The sequence below is a fragment of the Atopobium fossor DSM 15642 genome (genome assembly GCF_000483125.1).
GTDB classification, from domain to species: Bacteria; Actinomycetota; Coriobacteriia; order Coriobacteriales; family Atopobiaceae; genus Atopobium; species Atopobium fossor.
In genome coordinates, this window is the sequence record NZ_AXXR01000003.1 from 127,618 (window position 1) to 146,000 (window position 18,383).

Annotated in this window: 14 protein-coding genes; 4 read left to right on the forward strand and 10 right to left on the reverse strand. The window is 49.6% G+C overall.

The genetic code is table 11. From position 1 onward, the window contains the following. Positions 1 to 23: 23 nt before the first annotated feature. Both G469_RS0100625 and G469_RS07880 read right to left on the reverse strand, forming a co-directional pair. On the reverse strand, positions 24 to 518 hold the full coding sequence (locus tag G469_RS0100625) for a methionine--tRNA ligase (protein WP_028263401.1): 495 nt from the start codon (positions 516 to 518) through the stop codon (positions 24 to 26). A gap of 197 nt (positions 519 to 715) precedes the next feature. After that, positions 716 to 1,759 (reverse strand): EcsC family protein, encoded by a 1,044-nt coding sequence (locus tag G469_RS07880; protein WP_051353666.1) that lies wholly within the window; start codon positions 1,757 to 1,759, stop codon positions 716 to 718. A 187-nt stretch (positions 1,760 to 1,946) separates the two neighbouring features. Between G469_RS07880 and G469_RS0100635 the strand changes: the two genes are divergently transcribed. After that, positions 1,947 to 2,561: a DUF1643 domain-containing protein gene (locus G469_RS0100635; RefSeq protein ID WP_028263402.1), complete on the forward strand. Its 615-nt coding sequence runs from the start codon at positions 1,947 to 1,949 to the stop codon at positions 2,559 to 2,561. A 460-nt stretch (positions 2,562 to 3,021) separates the two neighbouring features. Here the strand turns inward: G469_RS0100635 and G469_RS08810 are convergent, their stop codons facing one another. Beyond that, positions 3,022 to 3,996 carry an NERD domain-containing protein gene (locus G469_RS08810; RefSeq protein ID WP_169726169.1) on the reverse strand — a complete coding sequence of 325 codons (975 nt, stop codon included), beginning with the start codon at positions 3,994 to 3,996 and terminating at the stop codon, positions 3,022 to 3,024. A 210-nt stretch (positions 3,997 to 4,206) separates the two neighbouring features. Between G469_RS08810 and G469_RS07890 the strand changes: the two genes are divergently transcribed. Further along, entirely contained in the window at positions 4,207 to 5,163 is a 957-nt protein-coding gene (locus G469_RS07890) for an Abi family protein (protein WP_051353668.1), read from the forward strand. Between the two features lie 822 nt (positions 5,164 to 5,985). On the opposite strand, the gene G469_RS0100655 is transcribed toward G469_RS07890, so the two are convergent. The 3 genes from G469_RS0100655 to G469_RS09135 all read right to left on the reverse strand — a co-directional run bounded on the left by G469_RS0100655 (position 5,986) and on the right by G469_RS09135 (position 10,756). Further along, positions 5,986 to 9,072 carry a DEAD/DEAH box helicase gene (locus tag G469_RS0100655; protein WP_028263404.1) on the reverse strand — a complete coding sequence of 1,029 codons (3,087 nt, stop codon included), beginning with the start codon at positions 9,070 to 9,072 and terminating at the stop codon, positions 5,986 to 5,988. Further along, positions 9,069 to 9,872 carry a hypothetical protein gene (locus tag G469_RS0100660; protein ID WP_028263405.1) on the reverse strand — a complete coding sequence of 268 codons (804 nt, stop codon included), beginning with the start codon at positions 9,870 to 9,872 and terminating at the stop codon, positions 9,069 to 9,071. Before G469_RS0100660 ends, G469_RS0100655 begins: the two co-directional genes overlap by 4 nt. Before the next feature lie 98 nt (positions 9,873 to 9,970). Then, positions 9,971 to 10,756, reverse strand: a complete 786-nt coding sequence (locus G469_RS09135; protein ID WP_051353669.1) for a restriction endonuclease subunit S — start codon at positions 10,754 to 10,756, stop codon at positions 9,971 to 9,973. A gap of 32 nt (positions 10,757 to 10,788) precedes the next feature. On the opposite strand from G469_RS09135, the gene xerA reads away from it, so the two are divergent. Together xerA and G469_RS08815 are read left to right on the forward strand one after the other, a co-directional pair. Continuing rightward, on the forward strand, positions 10,789 to 11,754 hold the full coding sequence (gene xerA, locus G469_RS0100670; protein WP_028263406.1) for a site-specific tyrosine recombinase/integron integrase: 966 nt from the start codon (positions 10,789 to 10,791) through the stop codon (positions 11,752 to 11,754). Then, complete coding sequence (locus tag G469_RS08815; RefSeq protein ID WP_051353670.1) at positions 11,751 to 12,902, forward strand: restriction endonuclease subunit S; 1,152 nt, start codon at positions 11,751 to 11,753, stop codon at positions 12,900 to 12,902. Before xerA ends, G469_RS08815 begins: the two co-directional genes overlap by 4 nt. On the opposite strand, the gene G469_RS0100680 is transcribed toward G469_RS08815, so the two are convergent. Genes G469_RS0100680 through G469_RS09115 form a run of 4 tightly spaced genes read right to left on the reverse strand, consistent with a single transcriptional unit; the run spans position 12,868 to position 18,231 of the window. Beyond that, a complete protein-coding gene (locus tag G469_RS0100680) occupies positions 12,868 to 13,446 on the reverse strand; it encodes a restriction endonuclease subunit S (protein WP_028263407.1) in 579 nt (192 codons plus the stop codon). The genes G469_RS08815 and G469_RS0100680 overlap by 35 nt on opposite strands. Next, positions 13,436 to 14,947 (reverse strand): class I SAM-dependent DNA methyltransferase, encoded by a 1,512-nt coding sequence (locus G469_RS0100685; RefSeq protein WP_028263408.1) that lies wholly within the window; start codon positions 14,945 to 14,947, stop codon positions 13,436 to 13,438. Before G469_RS0100685 ends, G469_RS0100680 begins: the two co-directional genes overlap by 11 nt. A gap of 9 nt (positions 14,948 to 14,956) precedes the next feature. After that, the gene (locus tag G469_RS0100690) at positions 14,957 to 18,055 is read right to left on the reverse strand and encodes a type I restriction endonuclease subunit R (protein ID WP_211225386.1); all 3,099 of its coding nucleotides are present in this window, start codon (positions 18,053 to 18,055) and stop codon (positions 14,957 to 14,959) included. Further along, the gene (locus G469_RS09115) at positions 18,055 to 18,231 is read right to left on the reverse strand and encodes a hypothetical protein (RefSeq protein ID WP_169726170.1); all 177 of its coding nucleotides are present in this window, start codon (positions 18,229 to 18,231) and stop codon (positions 18,055 to 18,057) included. Before G469_RS09115 ends, G469_RS0100690 begins: the two co-directional genes overlap by 1 nt. Positions 18,232 to 18,383 lie beyond the last annotated feature (152 nt).

Sequence of the window (18,383 nt, forward strand, 5' to 3'; positions counted from 1 at the left end):
TTACTACACCTACCGACTAACGCTTAGTACAGCTTTGCTCCCGCAGGAATCTTATCGTCAACCATTAGAACATTAAGAGCTTCTTTTCCGTCCACCTCGTGAATTGCCGAGATAATCATGCCGCAGGAATCAATCCCCATCATGCGACGAGGCGGCAGGTTAACAATGGCAATGAGGGTCTTACCAACCAGCTCTTCGGGTTCGTAGTTGGCATGAATGCCGGACAGAATCACGCGATCAGTGCCGCTGCCGTCATCCAAAACGAACTTGAGTAGCTTTTTTGATTTGGGAACAGCTGTGCATTCTTTAACCTTTACAGCACGGAAATCTGACTTGCTAAAGGTATCAAAGTCCACTTCTTCCTCTGCAAGAGGCTCGGTCACAACTTTGAGACCGACGGATTCATGGAGGTCATTAAGCTCTGCGGAAGCTACAGCTTCGCTGGTTTGTGCCTCTGTTGCTACCTCGACGGCCTTATCGATAAGGTCTTCTGCAGATTTGCGGGTATCTTCAGACATGATTTTCTCCATTTGGTTTGGGAAGTTGTTACTAGAAGTATAGGGTATACAGTGTCTTGTTCTGTAAAGGAATATCCCGAGTGGAAATAATAAAAGGTATTTGTAGTATTGCATAACAATAAGCAATCAGCCAGATACTTCATGTATGAAAAAGCAGCCATAAAGACTATGACTGCTTTTCTCTGTAAAGCAATTATTTAAGCATGTAATTCTTTTATACGCTGTTCTTTCTCGATAATAAACCGCCGGTGATAAAAAATATCCGCATACTCAATGATAGCGTTCATTTGTGCATAATCGATTAATGCACCAATTCCCGCACCGACAACAGGAACTGCTCTTTGAATGGTCTTTAGTGTTAGGCGCTTTCCAATTTGTTCAAATACTTCCTTTAATGCTGTTTTTTCAAGCCCCTGCTTTCCTGCTGTAACTAAAGCTTTTTGTGCTGCCTTGTTGGCAAGCGCACGCATTTGAACAAGCAAAAGTGCGGAGCCTCCATGTTGAGCCATTGCAACCCAACCCTTTTTTGCAACTACCTCGACATTTGACACAAAAGCTAAGGTCATAAACTTACTAACTGTATTTACTTGACCATTGTTAGAACTACTCAACGGATTCATAGAACTTGATAGTACTTCACCTGCGATAATTAATTCTGCTGGGTCATCTTGGATATCAAATCCATATGACATGGCAATACATTGAACTGCTCGATAATAGACAAATGTACTTGTTGCCAAATTAGCTGGAACACCTGCAAAACCAAACAGACCAGTAGCAGCTCCCTCCGCTAACGCAGAAAGGGCATGTTGAATATTTCCTTTATGAGCTGCTTTAGAAATGATGGAGCTTGGTAGCGTACAAATTTCTTCAAAAGAGTTAATCTGAGTTTCATCACTTGTAGCATTGATAGACTTTACTATTGCTTCTTTACTAACCGTATATTTAGCTGCATTTTTCTCGGCAATAGTAAATCCTTTTGCTATTAATTCCATAGCTTGATTATATAATTGCTGTTCAGTAATAGTTGCTCCTGCAGCAGCAACTGCAGCTTTTGCTTGTGTTGGAACAAGATCTAATACCTTTTTACCTGCTTGAGCAAGTTTATTTGATGACACTTTTTTATAGCGAGCGTCAAGCTTTTTTAGCTGAATGATTTCCTGTTCATCTAGCGTACTTTTGTCAGTGAAGTCCCCCCCCTGCTGCATATTTGCAGCAGAACCACTATAATCATCAGTCATTTTGATTCCAATCTATAGCTTTTTGTACAACCACTTGTTACCTATCTAGCTGTTACCTATCTTCCCATAAGATAGGTAATCATGAACTACAATTCTGTAAACGTAGGAGTCGTATGCAATGCACGACTAGTCCACGTGATGTTAAAATCAAAAAATAAAATCGTCCTATACAAACTAAAGGCTACCTATGTCTACCAGCTTAAACGGGCACACTCCTCAATCCGTATGCGATGAATTTGCTTCCAAGCTAGCTAATGTGCAGCCTGATAAGAAAATTATGGTAGGCAACAAAGACACAGTTCGCTTTTTGTTAGGTGTGCCCGGTACAAAGCCACTTGTGGTGTTTGGCGTAAATCCCAGTACCGCTTCTGATGCAGAAGGACCCGCTGGTGACGACCCTACTATCCGGCGTGTAAAGAGCATTCTGGAATCCAAGCGTGATGAGGGTTACGATGGCTGGATTATGCTCAACTTGTATCCCCAGCGCGCAACAAACCCCATTAACCTTCATAAAAACAAAGATGCTCGCCAAGATTATTTAGACGCCAACCTTGCTCTTGTGCGTGAGGTGTTTGCCTGCTATCCGGATGCTTTGCTTTTAGCAGCTTGGGGTAACACTGTTGATCGTAGGAGCTATTTAAAGCAAAGCGAGCTAGAAATCTTACGCTTAGCAACAGGCAGGCAGTGGTATATGGTTGGACATCCCTCAAAGCTGGGCAACCCGCATCATCCTTTGTTTACTCGCTTGGTACTCTCGCCTGTTCGCTTTAACGACAAAGGCAAAGTTGTTTGTGGAGTGTAAGACGCCTTTTGAAGTGCCAAATCATTTTGAAAGGCAACGCGAAAATATAAAATGATTTTCTCGGTAATGCAGTGATTGTCCTATGCTTTTACCTGCACAATATCTGGAAGGATAAGTGAGGTTATCATCAGACCAAGTGCAGCTGCAAACGCCACAAGGACAAAGAAAAGGCTTCGTCCCGTTCTTTTTCGAGTGTTAAAAAGCGCCAATATGGGCGGAAGAACGAGCGCCCTCGCTAGAATTGGCGAACTACTATTGTTGATAGCATCAAGAGCAACAAAGCCAAATATAACGATACATACTATGTAAACAGCTAATTCATCTACTTTGAAGGGTGATGTACGAGAAAAGGTATTTACGGGTTCATCTATTATTTTTTGTCCAACAAAAGTGCGACAAATTACATAGGCGACTATATTCAGAATAGTACTGCTCTGTAAGCTATTACAACTACCAACTATTACCAGCTATTTCTTGTGTACCTACATTTGGGAAAACTGCTACATCCAATGAATGTGCTGCCATCAGACTTACGATGTCGCTCTATCAATTCTTTGCCACAGCGAGGACAAATATGATCAGAAGCATTCTGTTTTGTCTCGACAGTCTGTTTTTGAGGCGTTTCTCCAATCGAAGCTGATGTGAGTAACTCTAAGCGCAGCTTAATCATAGAGTCTTCCTCGGTTACTTGATTGGAGGGAGCCTGTTCTACTTGGATAGTTTGTTGAGCTTGAATGGCTTGCTGTACTTCAATGCTTTGTTTTTGAGACGGCTTTTTAGTAGATTGACCAGAAAAAGCCTGCCTTACCTCGGCAACATGTTCTTGAAGAGCTTCATTGGTTGACGCAGCCGCTAGCACCTCTAGTTGTAATTCAATCGTAGAAAATTGTTTCTCATTAAACAGCAATTCTCTATGAGAAAGATCGCGCTTTATGTCTCGAACAAGGTGTTGGCGCTGACAAATATGAAACTCGGACGAATCTTCCGGCACTTTCTTAAGTTCGCAGCGCTCGGAAAATACTATGACTGACCTAAATACACTTTCGGGCAATTGTAAGTACTCCGACAAAGCCCTAATATGTCCCCTATTTTGCATAATAGGATTGTAGAAGCGTTCCTTGGTTCTTGCGTTAAGCGCCATAGTCCACTGACGTTGATTGACACTACCAAATATCCAGCCCGAGTAATTCTTGGATTCAAAAACGTAAATGCCCCTCTCGTGCAGCATAAGCACATCAATTTCTGATGTTTCGGTCACCTTACCAAAGCGAGGCACTAACAAATTAGTGTAGGTTTCTAGTTTGCCAGGAATACTTTTGTGATTAAGAGCATATTCCGTAAGATACTCACCATAATGTCCCTTACCTTTAAATACGTGAGGGATTCTCTCAAAAAAGCCTGGTTCTTCACCTTTCATGTATCCAAGAAAACTCAAGACAATGGCCTCATTTCTTCCTTTTGATGATGCTTGGTTATTCAATAATATTACACTTATATCCATATGTGTGTCGATACCTTGGACAGGTGTCGGCACCGTCTCGCGGTGGATATGAATGTGATAGACTGTGGTCAGTAAACCCGCCTGGCCTCTGCTTTTAAGCATGCACACTGGCGGGTCTTCTTTATTTGGAGATATAGACACACCATGGGAACATACACGAAGCCTTGGCTGTCCTTTGAACAGCAGGCGGATCTTCTCATAAACGAGCGCGGTCTTGTGGCCAATCGCAATGACCTCATCAGGCACCTTGCCGACATCGGCTACTATCGCCTGAGCGGGTACTGGCACATCTTCAAGCGTCAGCCCAAAGGTAGTAAGGATTGTGAGAAGGACGAGCGCTTCATCGCAGGAACGTCGTTTAGTCAGGTCTGGCACCTCTACATCTTTGACAGGCAATTCAGGCTTGTCGTGCTCGATGCGATAGAACGCGTGGAGGTCTACTTCCGCACACAGCTCGCCTACGAGCTTGCTAGAACAACTGGCACCTTCGGGTTTTTAGACCCCAGTAACCTACCCAGACTCGAGCAAAGCGAGTACGACAAGTTCATCGCAAGATGCAAGGAGGAGCTCAAGCGTTCCCGAGAACCCTTTACTCTTCACTTCAAGGAGACTTATAGCAACGAGCACGAGTTTCCTCCCTACTGGATACTCGTCAACCTGATGGACTTTGGCACTATGCTCAAGCTCTATAATGGAGCGCCCTCTGACATCCGGAACAAACTCGCAAGTAATCTAAATGTGAGCTCGCATGTGCTCAAATCTTGGCTTGTCGCCATAAACACAGTGCGCAACATCTGTGCCCACCATAGCCGCCTCTGGAACAGGGGCATTGGCACCAAGCCAATCATCCCAAAGCAGTCGAAATATCCGGAGTGGCACGAGCCCTTTGACGTGAGATCGGACAACATGTTCGGCATTCTCACCATTCTGAGTTACCTGCTGGAGCGCATTGCACCAGAAACCTCTTGGCGCAAACGCCTCTTCAGACTGCTGAATAGCCTGAATGCCGATGAGCTCCATCGTATGGGGTTTGCTGAGGGCTGGAAAGAATGCCCACTCTGGAAACCGTACGTACACATTGCCGAAGGTACTGAAGAGTAGGCGCATAAGTCAAACAAGCGTACTACAGGGCAGCTGGATGGAATGTAGGCACAGAAAGTGCTCATTTCTATGTCTTTTCAACTGCGTAAGTCCCCAAAGGCAGAACTATCTACAAAGCTTTGAGCCAAAGGAGCAGCAGTGGTCACTTGGACCAATTGTCTAGTTGAGAGAATGGATGCAACAACGCAGTAGCTCCTTCAGCAAACCACGAGGCACAATGGATAGCGAGATCTGACGCCTTCATACACCCCAGACGAGCAGCGCCACGACGAGATGAAGCGCCGAGCATCTTATGGGGCATGGCCATCCCGCCTCGCTCTGGGAGCGAAGAATCACCCACGATCGCTTGCGCGCAAGGGCCGCGAAAACTTTTCCGAAAGGTACAAAGCGCCCTTCGGGAAAGTCGAGTACATCCGTATTTCGTTTTTACCTCATACGCAGGTACCATCCGCCCCACAAGGCACTTCAAGATGTCGGCCTAGACACGAGGAGGCCTCAGGCCATGAGAAAGAGCATCGACTTCATCACCATGGACAGCAAGGAGTTCGTCTTTGTGGACACCGCCACCAAAGTGCGGAGTACGACATACCCAAGGAGGAATCCGACCAGGAGTGCTTCGAGGGCATCGCGGCGGCATACTTTGCCGAGTCCGAGGTGGAGGGCCTCACTAGTATCCGCTACGACATCGTGAGCCTTTTGGTGACGGGCTCCGAGAAGGCCTTCCTGCGCCACCATAAGAACGTCCTCAATGGCAGGAGGTAGATTCTAAAACGACTGCCCCGAGCCTTCGGGCTCGGGGCAGGGCAAATCACAGGAATCGCGCTACTCGTTTTGCATCCACGCCTCATATCGATTGGTAAAGTAGGCTGGTAGATTTGAAAGGTAGCTTTCTACCTCTTTCTTGTGATGAATTATGAGCATGCGGAGAAAGTCACTTGACTTCTCTTCTGCAAACCCAAGAATCTCAACTAGGTCTCTTACGACCATTCGGTCTGCAAAGATTTCTTGAGATATGACACAACCCAAAGGCATGCTAACTCCAAACTTGACCTTTTCATGCAGGAGGAAGAGCGACTCCTTTAAATTCACGGGTGCGCTATCGCCGAGAACCGGCTCTAGGAGATCTGCAATACAAGATATAAAGTTTGCGAGTCCATAACTTATATCATCGCTTAAAGCGCTTTCCACTCTGTGTACGTTGGGTCCCTTTCTTGGCTGAAACGTATGATAGCTTTTGAGCTCATTACACATACCGTTGATTGTTCTTCCGCACATCCACATGTTGGCCAAATCGCTTAGCACGGCATCATCAAACCACTCGTCACCATCCCCCATACAATACCTATAAGCCTTGCAAATTAACGAAAGGCGGTGTCGATTATCTTCTGCAGCTAAGAAAGCGTCCCCATCCGCTGACTGCAGCCATTGCTTGAGCAGCTCTGTTTTAGCTACTCCCATCTGAGTCTTTGAGTAGATCGAGACGGGCAGGCTTTGAGCTTGATCCTCTAAGGTCTCACATATTGCTTGAAACAGCTTCAATAGAAGCTCTTTCATAGCATCATCTGCACTTGCATACGCAAAAGTACTAACACTTAAACTGACCGCATTTACATCATCCGGTTTCTGTTCCAGCATACCAGCCACGTAAGTCTCGATTGCCGCGAAAGAAATTAGACGGCTGGCAATACAACGTCTTGCTTCAGATATGTTCAAACCAATTTCAACAAGAATATCGATGAGCAGAGAGGATGCGTCGCGATGCGCGAGCCCCTCCAGCATCATGTTCACAACGTCATTGCCAGGGATAACAGTAAGAGTAACGCCTGCTCGCTTCACTGGTAAGTCGTTAAACAATTTTGCAATGGCGCTGACACAAGCTTCGCTTTGACGGTCATCCAACAGGCGGCCATAGTTCTGCGCTCCATACAAACTCAGTATCGACGGGTCACTGATGAGCACACTGCCCTCACTGTACTTACCCGAACGCGCAACCCTTCCCAAAAGGTTTTGAAAGTCTCTAGTCTTTACTGTCGAGATACCATTTTCTACTGCTGTGATAATCAAGTATTTGATTGGTAAATTAATGCCCTGCGCCAATGTCGACGTACATGCCACGCATTTAAAGTTACCTCTTTCGAGTTCGTCCTCTACCACCTGTCTCAAACATCCTTGCAGATTGCCGTAATGGGGCAAAATTCCTGCAAGGATGCCATCATGGAAGATGTTGTTACCTTGTGTGCTGCCATAGTGCATATCTACTAGCTTGGAAATCCTTTGGCCTTCATCGCTGTTGCAACTAGCAGCCAGACGTGGCAGTTTGCAGCCATGTCTAATTAGCTCATGCAAACGTGAGAAATATGCGCTAATAAAGCGCGTCTGCGGGAGATACATTGCGACAGGTCCAGTTGGGATGACCTGCTCCGCCATATACAGAGCAAGCTCTCGCGAAGACACAGCATCGTTGTCTTCATTCTCCAATGCGGGAAAATGCCTGTTCTTTGACTCGCGACCAATTGAATCCAGCACCTGCACTTTTGGTTTCAACGGCACGAAGTACTCAGATTTCCCGAGCATGTCTAAGTCCCAAAAATTAAGGTGATAACCTTTATCAATTACTCCAAGCGATTTCTCAGTCTTAGGGATGTCGTTATTAGAGATACACGATTTTGAATCCCCCATTGCCCAGTCGGCAATCTCTTCAGGATTCTGTACTACTGCAGATAGCATGACCAACTGCGAATCAGGGTTCTTCTGCTTAATCTCCGCTATTGTCAGCTCATAGGAAGCCCCACGCGATGAGTCGTCGACAAGATGGGCTTCATCGAGAATAAATAACTCAGTCGAAACTATTAAGCCGCCCTCATGGCGTTCAACATATGCGAATTTCTCTGGCGTAAAAACAAGTACTCGAGGTTTTGTGCTTGGTATTCCAAGCCAAGTATCTAACTCAAGTGTATCGGCGGCTTGTCTTACTTCGACGATGTCGGAGAGGCTCTTTTCCAAATCTCTTGCAATTTCAGAACAAAGTGCACGCAACGGAGCCATTACAACCGCTTGTTTACATTTGCCAGCGAGCACTCTTGACCTAATTAGGAGTTGGATGCTACGCGTTTTGCCTGAACCCGTAGGCATCTGGACAAAGAGACTCTTCCCTTTAAAAGCGCCTGCTTGTCCAATACTTTTCTGCGATTGCCAGAGCAGACGACACGCGCTATCAGATTTGAGGTATGAACTCCACCGGGCTTTATCCAAGCCACTAAATTCTGGAAGCCATCTACTAGCAGCAAAATTTGTCACTATCCCGATAGCGACATAACAGACTTTTCCAAACAAGTAGCTTTCTGGACTATCGATATTGAGTAGTGTTGCAGCTTCTTCTTGCACTGAGTTGAGAGGAATCCTGTCGCCCTCGATATAGCTGATTAGCTTCGAGAGCCGTAATTCCTCATTCGGAGATGCCCCCTTGAGCAGATAGTTCACAAGAAAGTAGAATCTTGCGCCCATTTCCCCGTAGTAATGCGAGTTATGCACACGCTCTGAAGCAACTGCTGCAGAGCCAAAGTTCTCTAGCAAGAAGTACGAAGCCATCGCAAGAAGCCAGAAGCCATCACTGAATTGAGAATGATCTTCTTCGATTGAAGCTGCATCGTAGAATGAAGCGGCCTCTTTCAGTTTTCGCTGCGTATCCTCATCGGGCACCTCACTATGCAACAGTACATCCACATACGATGACAGAGCATGCATTGCATTGAAGCAAAGGTCGTCAGAATCAAACTTAAACTCGGGATATTCCTCACGTGGAGTAGAGAACTCAACAAGCTTCGCTTTTGCTTTAGCGTACTGGAACTTTCTTCTTATCAGCCTCTCGCCGCTCAATGCGTTGTCGTTTGAGGAGTCTCTGCCATTCATTGCGTCATCCTGTCATAGAGGCTGTTAACAAGCTTCATCAACTTGTTGCCATGGACAATCAGTAGCAAATTGTCCATTCTAAGTCCGACATCTGCAGGCAGGCTTTTGGTTAAGACTTCACTAGGCGTGCAATACGAGGTGGTTACTGCGGAGCCATACTCCACTGCATAAGGCGAGCCTCCCTTATCCCAGAATCGATGAAGATTTTTTACGGTCACGTTGTCTCCTGCACGATCCGCCTTCTTAATCATCCATTCGAGAGACATTGGCATGCGATTAGGATCTTTTGCTGAGCCTGCAGTCGCGTCTTTAATTCGTTTCAAAAATTCGGCTTCCGTTTTGCCAGAAGTATTTGATTTGACTTCAAAAACTAAGAGCTTATCGTCCGCGGATGGGATGCTACTATCACTTTGCTGATATGCAATAACGTCAGTTCCTGGACCAGACGCGTTCTTGTCTTCTCTATAGCGATGCTTATAGCGTGGTACTACAAATCCGCATAGACACTCAAGAATGTCTTCGATAATAATCTCAGCAAAGTCTCCGCTTCTCGCATTACGCCTATCTGTTCTGTCAGGTACAACCGAATTCGTGAGGTATTCACAAATGGACAATCCAAAAAGCTTGCTCTCATAATCAAGGTCTTCATCGTATATATATTGTCGACGAAGATGCAGAGCCCACTCATCAAGCTCACTTTCAGTAATCGGCTCCCACTCAAGCAACCAACAATTTACAGAGGTACCGTCCCCAAAAGTGCACTGTTCCTTCGTGAGCCATGTTTTAAGAGACAGAGACACCTTACTTGCCTCCAATAATCTTATGCATCGTACGCCCTTGGTGCCAACCGACCAGGCAATAAATACACAATTTCTAACTGCTTTATATTATATACGATTCAACATACACCGCTCATTTGAATATCTAGGACGGTAACATCTATAAGTTGATTGCGAGCGCGGTGTGCTACGACCAATAAATGATAATTTAGCTGCGTGATGTCGACCTTCGAAACGTCGATTTCTCCAGACATCAGCTTTGGCAACAGAGCGTCTCGCAGTCCCGCGATCGTTTTCGATTCGTTTTCATTATGCGCAATGGCAGTAAACAAGCTGTCTAGCTGCGGTCTAACCTTCTCAACCTCTTCTTGGGTGGGCATTGGAATTTCAAGCTGTTCCAAATCCGAGCTCTTAATAGACGGATATGCCGAAGTGCTCTGTTCGGCGACGCTTTGAAGCTTTGTAGTAATCGATGATCTGGTCAGTGCAAGGTAAATAAATGGGCCACCAACCCCCATAGAATCGCGAACAACCGTGAATCCCGTAGAGACAAGCATGTTGTTTGGCGGGTTGCACATTATTCCGTAATGAAGTTGGTTTGGTCGTACAGTTGAATAGACAACATCGCCGTTCTCCACCTTACGTCTTGCACGGCTGGGCAACTCCTCCGTTGCAGTGTCGATAACCATGGGTCTTTCGAAGTGATTGCGTGTTACCGAGCCCGTATCGACATATGCCACAGTCGACCATTTCTCCTTCGGTGAATAAGTCGAAGGATTAAATGTGGCAAAGCATGACAACGGCGTTGGTTCACCTTCGGCCGTGAGGAGCCAGTCTTCGAAAATCCCGTCGGCTATCTCAGCCAAATTATCATTTGGTGCTCCATCAACCCGCAAAGCTACCATGTACTCCATCACGTTCAACGAAAGGAACAGCAATGGAGGCAGAAATAAACCAAGTGCTTGTGCGGATGCAAGACAATCTAAGCAGTACGCAGCTACAGCTCTTAAAAAGGACTCTTGAAGATGTGCTCAATACGCCCATGACAAGCAGCGCCTGCAATAACGCCCACCTATTAGCCCTCTTCCTCACGGCAAAGGAGGTAGAAGGTTGCTCCACAAAGACGCTTGCCTACTACGAGAGCACCATCAAGCACATGAGCCTCACTGTGGCAAAGCCCTACATACAAATTTGCAGCGACGACCTGAGGCGATATCTGAGCGACTACGAGTCACAGCGCCACACAGGCAAGGTAACCATCGACAACATCAGGCGTATTCTCTCTAGCTTCTTCTCGTGGCTCGAAGACGAAGACTACGTGGTAAAGAGCCCCATCCGCCGCATACACAAGGTCAAAACTCCAACGAAGACGAAGAGTGTCTTGAGTGATGAAGACCTAGAGACCCTACGGGACACCTGCAGCGAGCAACGAGATCTCGCAATTATCGACATCCTCATTTCAACCGGCATTCGCGTTGGCGAGCTCGTCGGGCTGAACATTGCAGACGTGGACCTGCAAAACCGCGAGTGCGTTGTTACCGGCAAAGGCAATAAGCAACGCTTCGCCTACTTTGACGCCAGAACAAAACTGCATCTCCAAAAGTATCTGCAAGAACGAATGGACGATAACCCTGCCCTATTTATTGCACTCAAAAATAATGGCGCAAGACTTACAATTAGCGGTGTTGAAGAAAGACTGCGCTCACTTGGCAGACGGGCCGGCGTTGGCAGAGTACACCCACACAAGTTCCGCCGGACCCTCGCCACGCATGCCATCGACAAAGGCATGCCAATAGAGCAAGTGCAGAAACTCCTTGGACACGCCAGAATTGATACAACCATGCACTACGCGCTGGTAAACCAGAACAACGTGAAGGCATCGCATAGAAGGTATTTGGAATGAGTACGATTGAGCTTGACAACATCTGCAGGTATCGCACAGAGAGCGTGTCTGTTGGCCCGCTGCCTTACATAACGACCGAATCAATGCTACCAAATAGAGCTGGAATTGCCGCCAATCTGTCTAAACCTGCCAGCGAAAAAGCTCGTCTCTTCCATAAGGGAGACATTCTCATCTCAAATATTCGCCCCTACTTCAAGAAGATATGGCAGGCGAATTACGACGGATGTTGTTCACCCGACGTGCTCGTCTTTGAGCCATCACATTGTGATGCAGAGTACTTGTATTGGCTGCTATCGGACGACGCATTCTTCAACTATATGGTCTCGACCACCAAAGGGACCAAAATGCCACGTGGAGATAAGTCCGCAATCATGCACTACACACTCGAGCATATGGACGCTGGAAAACAGCGTGCGATAGCAGGTGTAATGAATCCCATCCGTGAGCTCATAACCACTAACCAGCGCACAAATGATAATTTAGAAGATTTGGGCCAAACGCTCCTTGCTCGCTATTTGGAAGCATGTGATGAATCTGTTTCTTTGGGTGCCATCATGGGTTTTGGAAACGGATTTGCATTCAAAAGCGGAACCTATGCAGACAATGGCCAATATAAAGTTTTGACCATCAAGAACGTCCAAGACGGCAGTGTCGATTGCTCCGCGTCAAACAGGATTGATGCGTTGCCGGTAAAGATGAAAAGCTTTTGCAAATTGCAGCTCGGAGATGTCGTGTTGTCCCTTACCGGAAATGTCGGACGAGTTGGCATTGTCGCAGAAGAGAACTGCCTGTTGAATCAACGTGTAGCTGTGTTACAGCCGCAGTCAGCACAGTTATTGCCCGGTCTATATTTCTTCTTTAGGCAAAAAACATTCCAGAACGAAATGATTGGAATCGCCAAGGGAACTGCCCAAGCAAATCTCAGTCCGGTTGAGACTCTTCGCCTTAATATTCCCTACAACAAAGCGGCCTTCGAGGAACTAAGCGATAGCTTGGCACCTCTCTTCGATTCGATTCTGGCAAATAAGATCGAAACGCAAAAACTTGCCGAGCTCCGTGACGCTCTGTTGCCAAAGCTGATGTCTGGAGAAATCGACGTTTCGAAGGTCGACATCACGCAGCTAAATTATCATTTGTGCGCTGATTAAGGGTTATTTTCGATTCGATGTTGTCGAGGATATGAACCGCTTTGTGCTGGTCTTCGAGACTCGGCAAGTCGATTTCGATACGAGCCACATCTGACGGATGAACCCTGAAAACCTTCATTCCCTTTACGTACTGGCGCAGGAGTCTCTTGAATCGTACGGTTTGCGTCATGTAGTTTAGGTAAGCAGGAAGAACTAGGTCCTGCCTGCTTACGCGCATAATTGTCGTCTCGGTCCCTGCAACTGCGGGAACGCTCGTGGGGTCTTTGAACAAAAACGCATGTCCAAGATCGTTGACAGTCTCGGATGTCAAAACGTAGACGATATCTTGGTCGACGAGAAACTGTTCACCTTTAATCTTTTCAGACGAAGCAATAGCAGGAAGCGGTTTCTGCGGGTCTTCCACGTCGATATAGATATTGAACCCCTTGTACAGATCTCCATAGTGCACATAGAGATAGTCGCCCGACTCTTGCATACGAGCACGCGGAACGCTTGCACCCCTGAAAAAATTACAGAGCTCACCGATCTTGTACTTAGAGCCCATACCCGATAGCCTCCAGGTTCTTCTTGATCTCTTCCTGTAGGCGATTCGACTCCTCAAAGCACTTGGAGAGTTCGCCAGTCAGCCTAGCCATCTTCTCTTCGAAGGGTTCGCCATCGTCCTCCTCGTCGGGGATGCCAACGTAGCGACCGGGCGTAAGGATGTAGTCCTGCTTGGCAATGTCCTCGATGGTCACAACGGCGGAGAAGCCATTCTCCTCTTCAAGCGTACCCTCACGGAACGCATCAAACGCCTTGGCCACCTTCTGGATATCCTCCGGCATGAACTCGCGCAGGCTGCGCGACACCATCGTGCCCATCTCACGGGCGTCCACGAAGAGCGTCTTGCCCTTCTGCGGCTTGTCCTTGTCGATGATCCACAGGGATACAGGGATGCCCGTGCTGTAGAAGAGCTTATCAGGCATGGCGATGATGCCCTCGACGTAGTCGGCATCCATAATCGCCTTGCGAATCTCTCCCTCGTTGTTTGTCTGCGACGACAGGGAGCCGTTCGCCAGGACCATGCCCATACGCCCACGCTCATTCAGGTGGTGGATCATGTGCTGCATCCACGCGAAGTTCGCATTGCTCTCGGGCGGGATGCCGAACTCCCAGCGAGGGTCGTCCTGCAGGCGGTCGCCGCCCCACTCCTTCAGGTTGAAGGGCGGGTTCGCCAGGATGAAGTCGAAGCGCTTATCCTTGTGCAGGTCGTCGAAGAACGTGTCGGCGTTGTGCTCGCCGAGGTCAGCGTCAATGCCGCGGATAGCCAGGTTCATCTTGGCCATCTTCCACGTAGTCGGGTTGCTCTCCTGCCCGAAGATCGAGATATCGCTGATGTTGCCGGCGTGGCTCTCCACGAATTTGGCCGACTGCACGAACATGCCGCCCGAGCCGCAGCACGGGTCGTAGACGCGCCCGTGATAGGGTTCGATGATCTCGACCAGCGTCTGGACTATGCAGGTGGGCGTGTAGAACTCGCCGGCATTCTTGCCCTCCTGCTCTGCGAACTTGGCCAGGCAATACTCGTAGGTGCGCCCCAGCACGTCCTGCGTGCCGTCTTCGCCAGCCGTCTTCACGTTGGTGAAAAGGTCGACAACATCGCCCAGCATGCGCTTGTCGAGCTCCTGGCGGGCAAAGTTCTTGGGGAGGGTGCCCTTGAGCGTCCTGTTCTCCGCCTCGATCTCACGCATGGCCTCGTCAATGACCTTGCCTATCTCGGGCGTGTGCGCAGCCTTCGCAATCTCCTCCCAGCGGGCCCCCATAGGGACCCAGAAGATGTTCTCGAAGCCGTACTCGTCGCGGTCCTCCTCGAAGCCTTCGCCCTCATCCACGAGCTCCCGGTGACGCTGCTCGAACCTATCCGAGATGTACTTGAGGAAGATGAGGCCGAGCACCACGTTCTTGTACTCCGAGGCGTCTATATGGCCGCGCATGCTGTCCGCTGCCTTCCAGATCTTCTTCTCGAAGCCCAGCTCCTGAGTGTTCGATTGTTTCTTAGTTGCCATGCTGCCGCCTTAATCCATAACCCGACTGTCAGCCCAGAGCTCGCACTGCCGCATGACGGTGTCGAGCGCCTCTTCCTGCCCGTCGGGTGGGTACTTGTATTTCTTGAGGAGGCGCTTTATCGAGCGGCGCATGCCCGCGCGGGCGCTCTCCTTCCTCTGCCAATCTATCGTAGCGTTGTTTCTCAGCTGCTCGGTCAGCTCTCGCGTGATGGCGACCAGCTGGTCGTTATCGTAGAAGTCTTTGACCGCCTGAGGTTTGGTGAGGGCGTCGTAGAAGGCGAGCTCCTCCTTGCCCAGGCCGAACTTCTTGCCCTCCTCGCACTCCGCCATCATCTCGTGCGCCATCTTGATAAGCTCTTCAATGACCTGTGCGTTGGAGAGCATGCCGTTGAGGTACCCGTTAACGGAACGCTGAAGCATGTCGGAGAACTTCTCCGCCTGGACGACGCTCGTCTTCTGGTAGTCGCGGACCTGTTCCTTGATGAGGCGCTTGAGCGTCTCGTAGGCGATGTTCTTCTCCTTCATGCGGCGAATCTCCTCGAGAAAGCCCTCGTCGAAGAGCGAGACCTCCACCTTGTCCTTGCTGTCGAACAGGTCGATGACGCCCTCGCTGTGCACGGACTGCTCGAGGATGGCCGCGACACGGCAGTTGAACTCCTCGTAGGTCATGCCTCCGCCACCAGTGCCGTTGCGACCAAGGATGCGCATCACCTGCACACGCAGGACGTCTATGAACGCCGCCTCGTGCTGGTCCTGCTCGGAGACCATACTCTTGCAGAGGCTCTCCGCCTTCGCGAGGAGCTGCGCCTGCTTCAGGAAGTCGTCGCGCGTCTCCTCGTGCGCCGGACTGAGCAGCCAGTCGGTGCATTCGGATATGAGAGTCGCAAGAGTCACCTTGTCGGACGTGAACACCCGCTCGCAATAGCGTGTGCCGTGCAGGAGGTCGCGGCAGACCGAGAGCTTCTCCTGGAACTTGGGGTAGGCAGTCTTGGCGACGTCCATGTCCCCGTAGTTCCTGCGGTCGCGGTTCGTGTAGGACTTCATGGCATACTTGAGGGCGTTCGCAATGCCGATGTAGTCGACGATAAGCCCGCCCTCCTTGCCCGGGTACACGCGGTTGACGCGGGCGATGGCCTGCATGAGGTTGTGGCCCTTCATGGGTTTGTACATGTACATGGTGGCAAGCGAGGGGACGTCGAAGCCCGTGAGCCACATGTCCACGACGACGGCAATCTTGAGGGGGTCGTCGTCGCTCTTGAAGCGGCGCTCCATCTCCGCCTTGTGTTCCTTGCCGCCCACGACGTCGAACCATTCCTCGGGGTCCTGGTTACTCGTGGTCATGACCACGTCCACTTTGTCGGTCCACTCCGGGCGAAGGCGCATCAGCTCGTGGTAGATCTTCATGGCGATGGGGCGCGAGTAGGCCACGATCATAGCCTTGCCGGCGAGCAACCCCGCGCGGTTCGCCTCATAGTGGGAGACGATATCGCGGCAGAGGTCGGTCACCGTCTCGGGAGCACCGAGGATGCCGTCGAGCCCGGACATGAGGTGCTTACTGCGCTGCGCCGTCTCCTCGTCGTGCTCGTCGGAGAACTCCTTATAGGCTTTGTCGAGGCTCTCGAGCGCGTCTGCATCGAGGTTGAGGGCCACGACCCTACTCTCGTAGTAGACGGGAACCGTTGCCTCGTCCTCGACTGCCTGCGTCATATCGTAGACGTCGATGTAGTCGCCAAACACCTCGCGGGTGTTGCGCCCGTCGAGCGCGATGGGCGTCCCCGTGAAGCCGATGTAGCTCGCGTTAGGCAGTGCGTCGCGCACGAGCTTTGCGGCGCCGATCGAAATGGTGCCGTCGGGCTTTATCTCCTCGATGAGGCCGTACTGCCCGCGATGGGCCTCGTCGACCATGACGATAATGTTATGCCGCTCGCTGAGCGGGCCGTCTCCCTCGGAAAACTTCTGCATGGTGGTGAACACGATGCCGTTGGCGTCGCGCTCGGAAAGCAGGTCCTTGAGATTACCCTTGCCTTTGTCGCGGTGAAGCGCCTGTACGGGGACTTGTCTCAGGAACTTGGTGCAGCGGCCGAACTGTCCGAAGAGTTGGTCATCGAGGTCGTTTCTGTCGGTCACGACAACGAACGTGGGGTTCTCCACTAGCTGTTGCATGAGATGCACAAAGAAGACCATGGAAAGTGACTTCCCTGATCCCTGCGTATGCCAGAAGACACCAATCTGGCCACTCCCGCCGACGGCGGAGAGTGCGCGCGCCGCAGCCTTCCTCACGCCGAAGTACTGGTGATAGGCCGCCAGAATCTTCACCGTTTTATCTGCGGAATCGTTGAAGCAGATGAAGTTGCGGATGATGTCGCAAAGCCGCTCTTTGCGGAACATGCCCTCGAGTGTGGTCTTCCAGTTGGCAGTCTGCGTATCAGAATAATCACCATCCGCGCTCTTCCAGGCGACGTAGCGGTCTTCGGTCGCAGTGATGGTACCGACGCGCGTTTCGGTCATGTCGCTCATCACGCAGAAAACGTTGGGCACAAACAGGGAGGGGATCGCCTTGATGTAGTTTCGCAGCTGCAGGTAGGCATCCGAAGCGCTTGTCTCCTCGCGAGAGGGAGACTTAAGCTCGAAGACCACAACGGGGATGCCATTCAAGAAGACGATGAGGTCGGGGCGCTTGTTTTCGTGCTCTACGTACGTCCATTGATTGACAATGTGGAAGAAGTTCTTCTCGGGATGCTCGTAGTTGACAAGGTAGACGATATCGTCGCGGTCTTCCTTGCCATCGAAGTAGCGAACTTCGACGCCCGATTGCAGGTAGTCGGTGAAGACCTCATTGCGCTGTTCAAGAGAGCCACTCTCCACTGCGGAGAACTTCATCATCGCCTCGTCGATAGCGACGGACGGAAGGCTCGGGTTTATACGACAAAGGCTCTCCTTGAGAATCCTAGGCAGGAAGACATCTTGATACCGATCACTCGTACGCTCCACATCTGGACCGTGCAGATATTCATATCCGAGGTTCTCCGTGAAATACTGAATGAGCATTTCCTCGTAGAACTCTTCGTTGAACGGAATGGAGACGGTCGCGTATTTCATATCACCCATCACTTCGCCTCCTTCACGATAGCATCGGCGAGGATGGACGAAATGAACGCGCTTACGCTCATACACTTCTTTTCAGCCAGTTCCTTGACGGCATTCTTGAGTTCTGGAGTCACAGCAAATATGACCCTCTCGGTCTTCTTGCCGTTGAGGAGAGTCTGTCTATTGATCTGCTCCATGGATGCCTCCATCTGGTTATGCATAATACTTATATAATTTTAGCACCATCTCGCAATTCTCTAACAGTGCAGATTGTCCCTATAAGCAGGCAGTCTATCTCGCGCGTACGACGTACAAGATAGACTGCCTGTCGGTACTGGAAGCCACATCT

What these genes read in the sequence shown, in the direction of transcription:
- G469_RS0100625 (WP_028263401.1), bottom strand. Translation starts at nt 518, where the DNA reads ATGTCTGAAGATACCCGCAAATCTGCAGAAGACCTTATCGATAAGGCC.
- G469_RS07880 (WP_051353666.1), bottom strand. Translation starts at nt 1,759, where the DNA reads ATGACTGATGATTATAGTGGTTCTGCTGCAAATATGCAGCAGGGGGGG.
- G469_RS0100635 (WP_028263402.1), top strand. Translation starts at nt 1,947, where the DNA reads ATGTCTACCAGCTTAAACGGGCACACTCCTCAATCCGTATGCGATGAA.
- G469_RS07890 (WP_051353668.1), top strand. Translation starts at nt 4,207, where the DNA reads ATGGGAACATACACGAAGCCTTGGCTGTCCTTTGAACAGCAGGCGGAT.
- G469_RS0100655 (WP_028263404.1), bottom strand. Translation starts at nt 9,072, where the DNA reads ATGAATGGCAGAGACTCCTCAAACGACAACGCATTGAGCGGCGAGAGG.
- G469_RS09135 (WP_051353669.1), bottom strand. Translation starts at nt 10,756, where the DNA reads ATGGTAGCTTTGCGGGTTGATGGAGCACCAAATGATAATTTGGCTGAG.
- xerA (WP_028263406.1), top strand. Translation starts at nt 10,789, where the DNA reads ATGGAGGCAGAAATAAACCAAGTGCTTGTGCGGATGCAAGACAATCTA.
- G469_RS08815 (WP_051353670.1), top strand. Translation starts at nt 11,751, where the DNA reads ATGAGTACGATTGAGCTTGACAACATCTGCAGGTATCGCACAGAGAGC.
- G469_RS0100680 (WP_028263407.1), bottom strand. Translation starts at nt 13,446, where the DNA reads ATGGGCTCTAAGTACAAGATCGGTGAGCTCTGTAATTTTTTCAGGGGT.
- G469_RS0100685 (WP_028263408.1), bottom strand. Translation starts at nt 14,947, where the DNA reads ATGGCAACTAAGAAACAATCGAACACTCAGGAGCTGGGCTTCGAGAAG.
- G469_RS0100690 (WP_211225386.1), bottom strand. Translation starts at nt 18,055, where the DNA reads ATGGGTGATATGAAATACGCGACCGTCTCCATTCCGTTCAACGAAGAG.
- G469_RS09115 (WP_169726170.1), bottom strand. Translation starts at nt 18,231, where the DNA reads ATGGAGCAGATCAATAGACAGACTCTCCTCAACGGCAAGAAGACCGAG.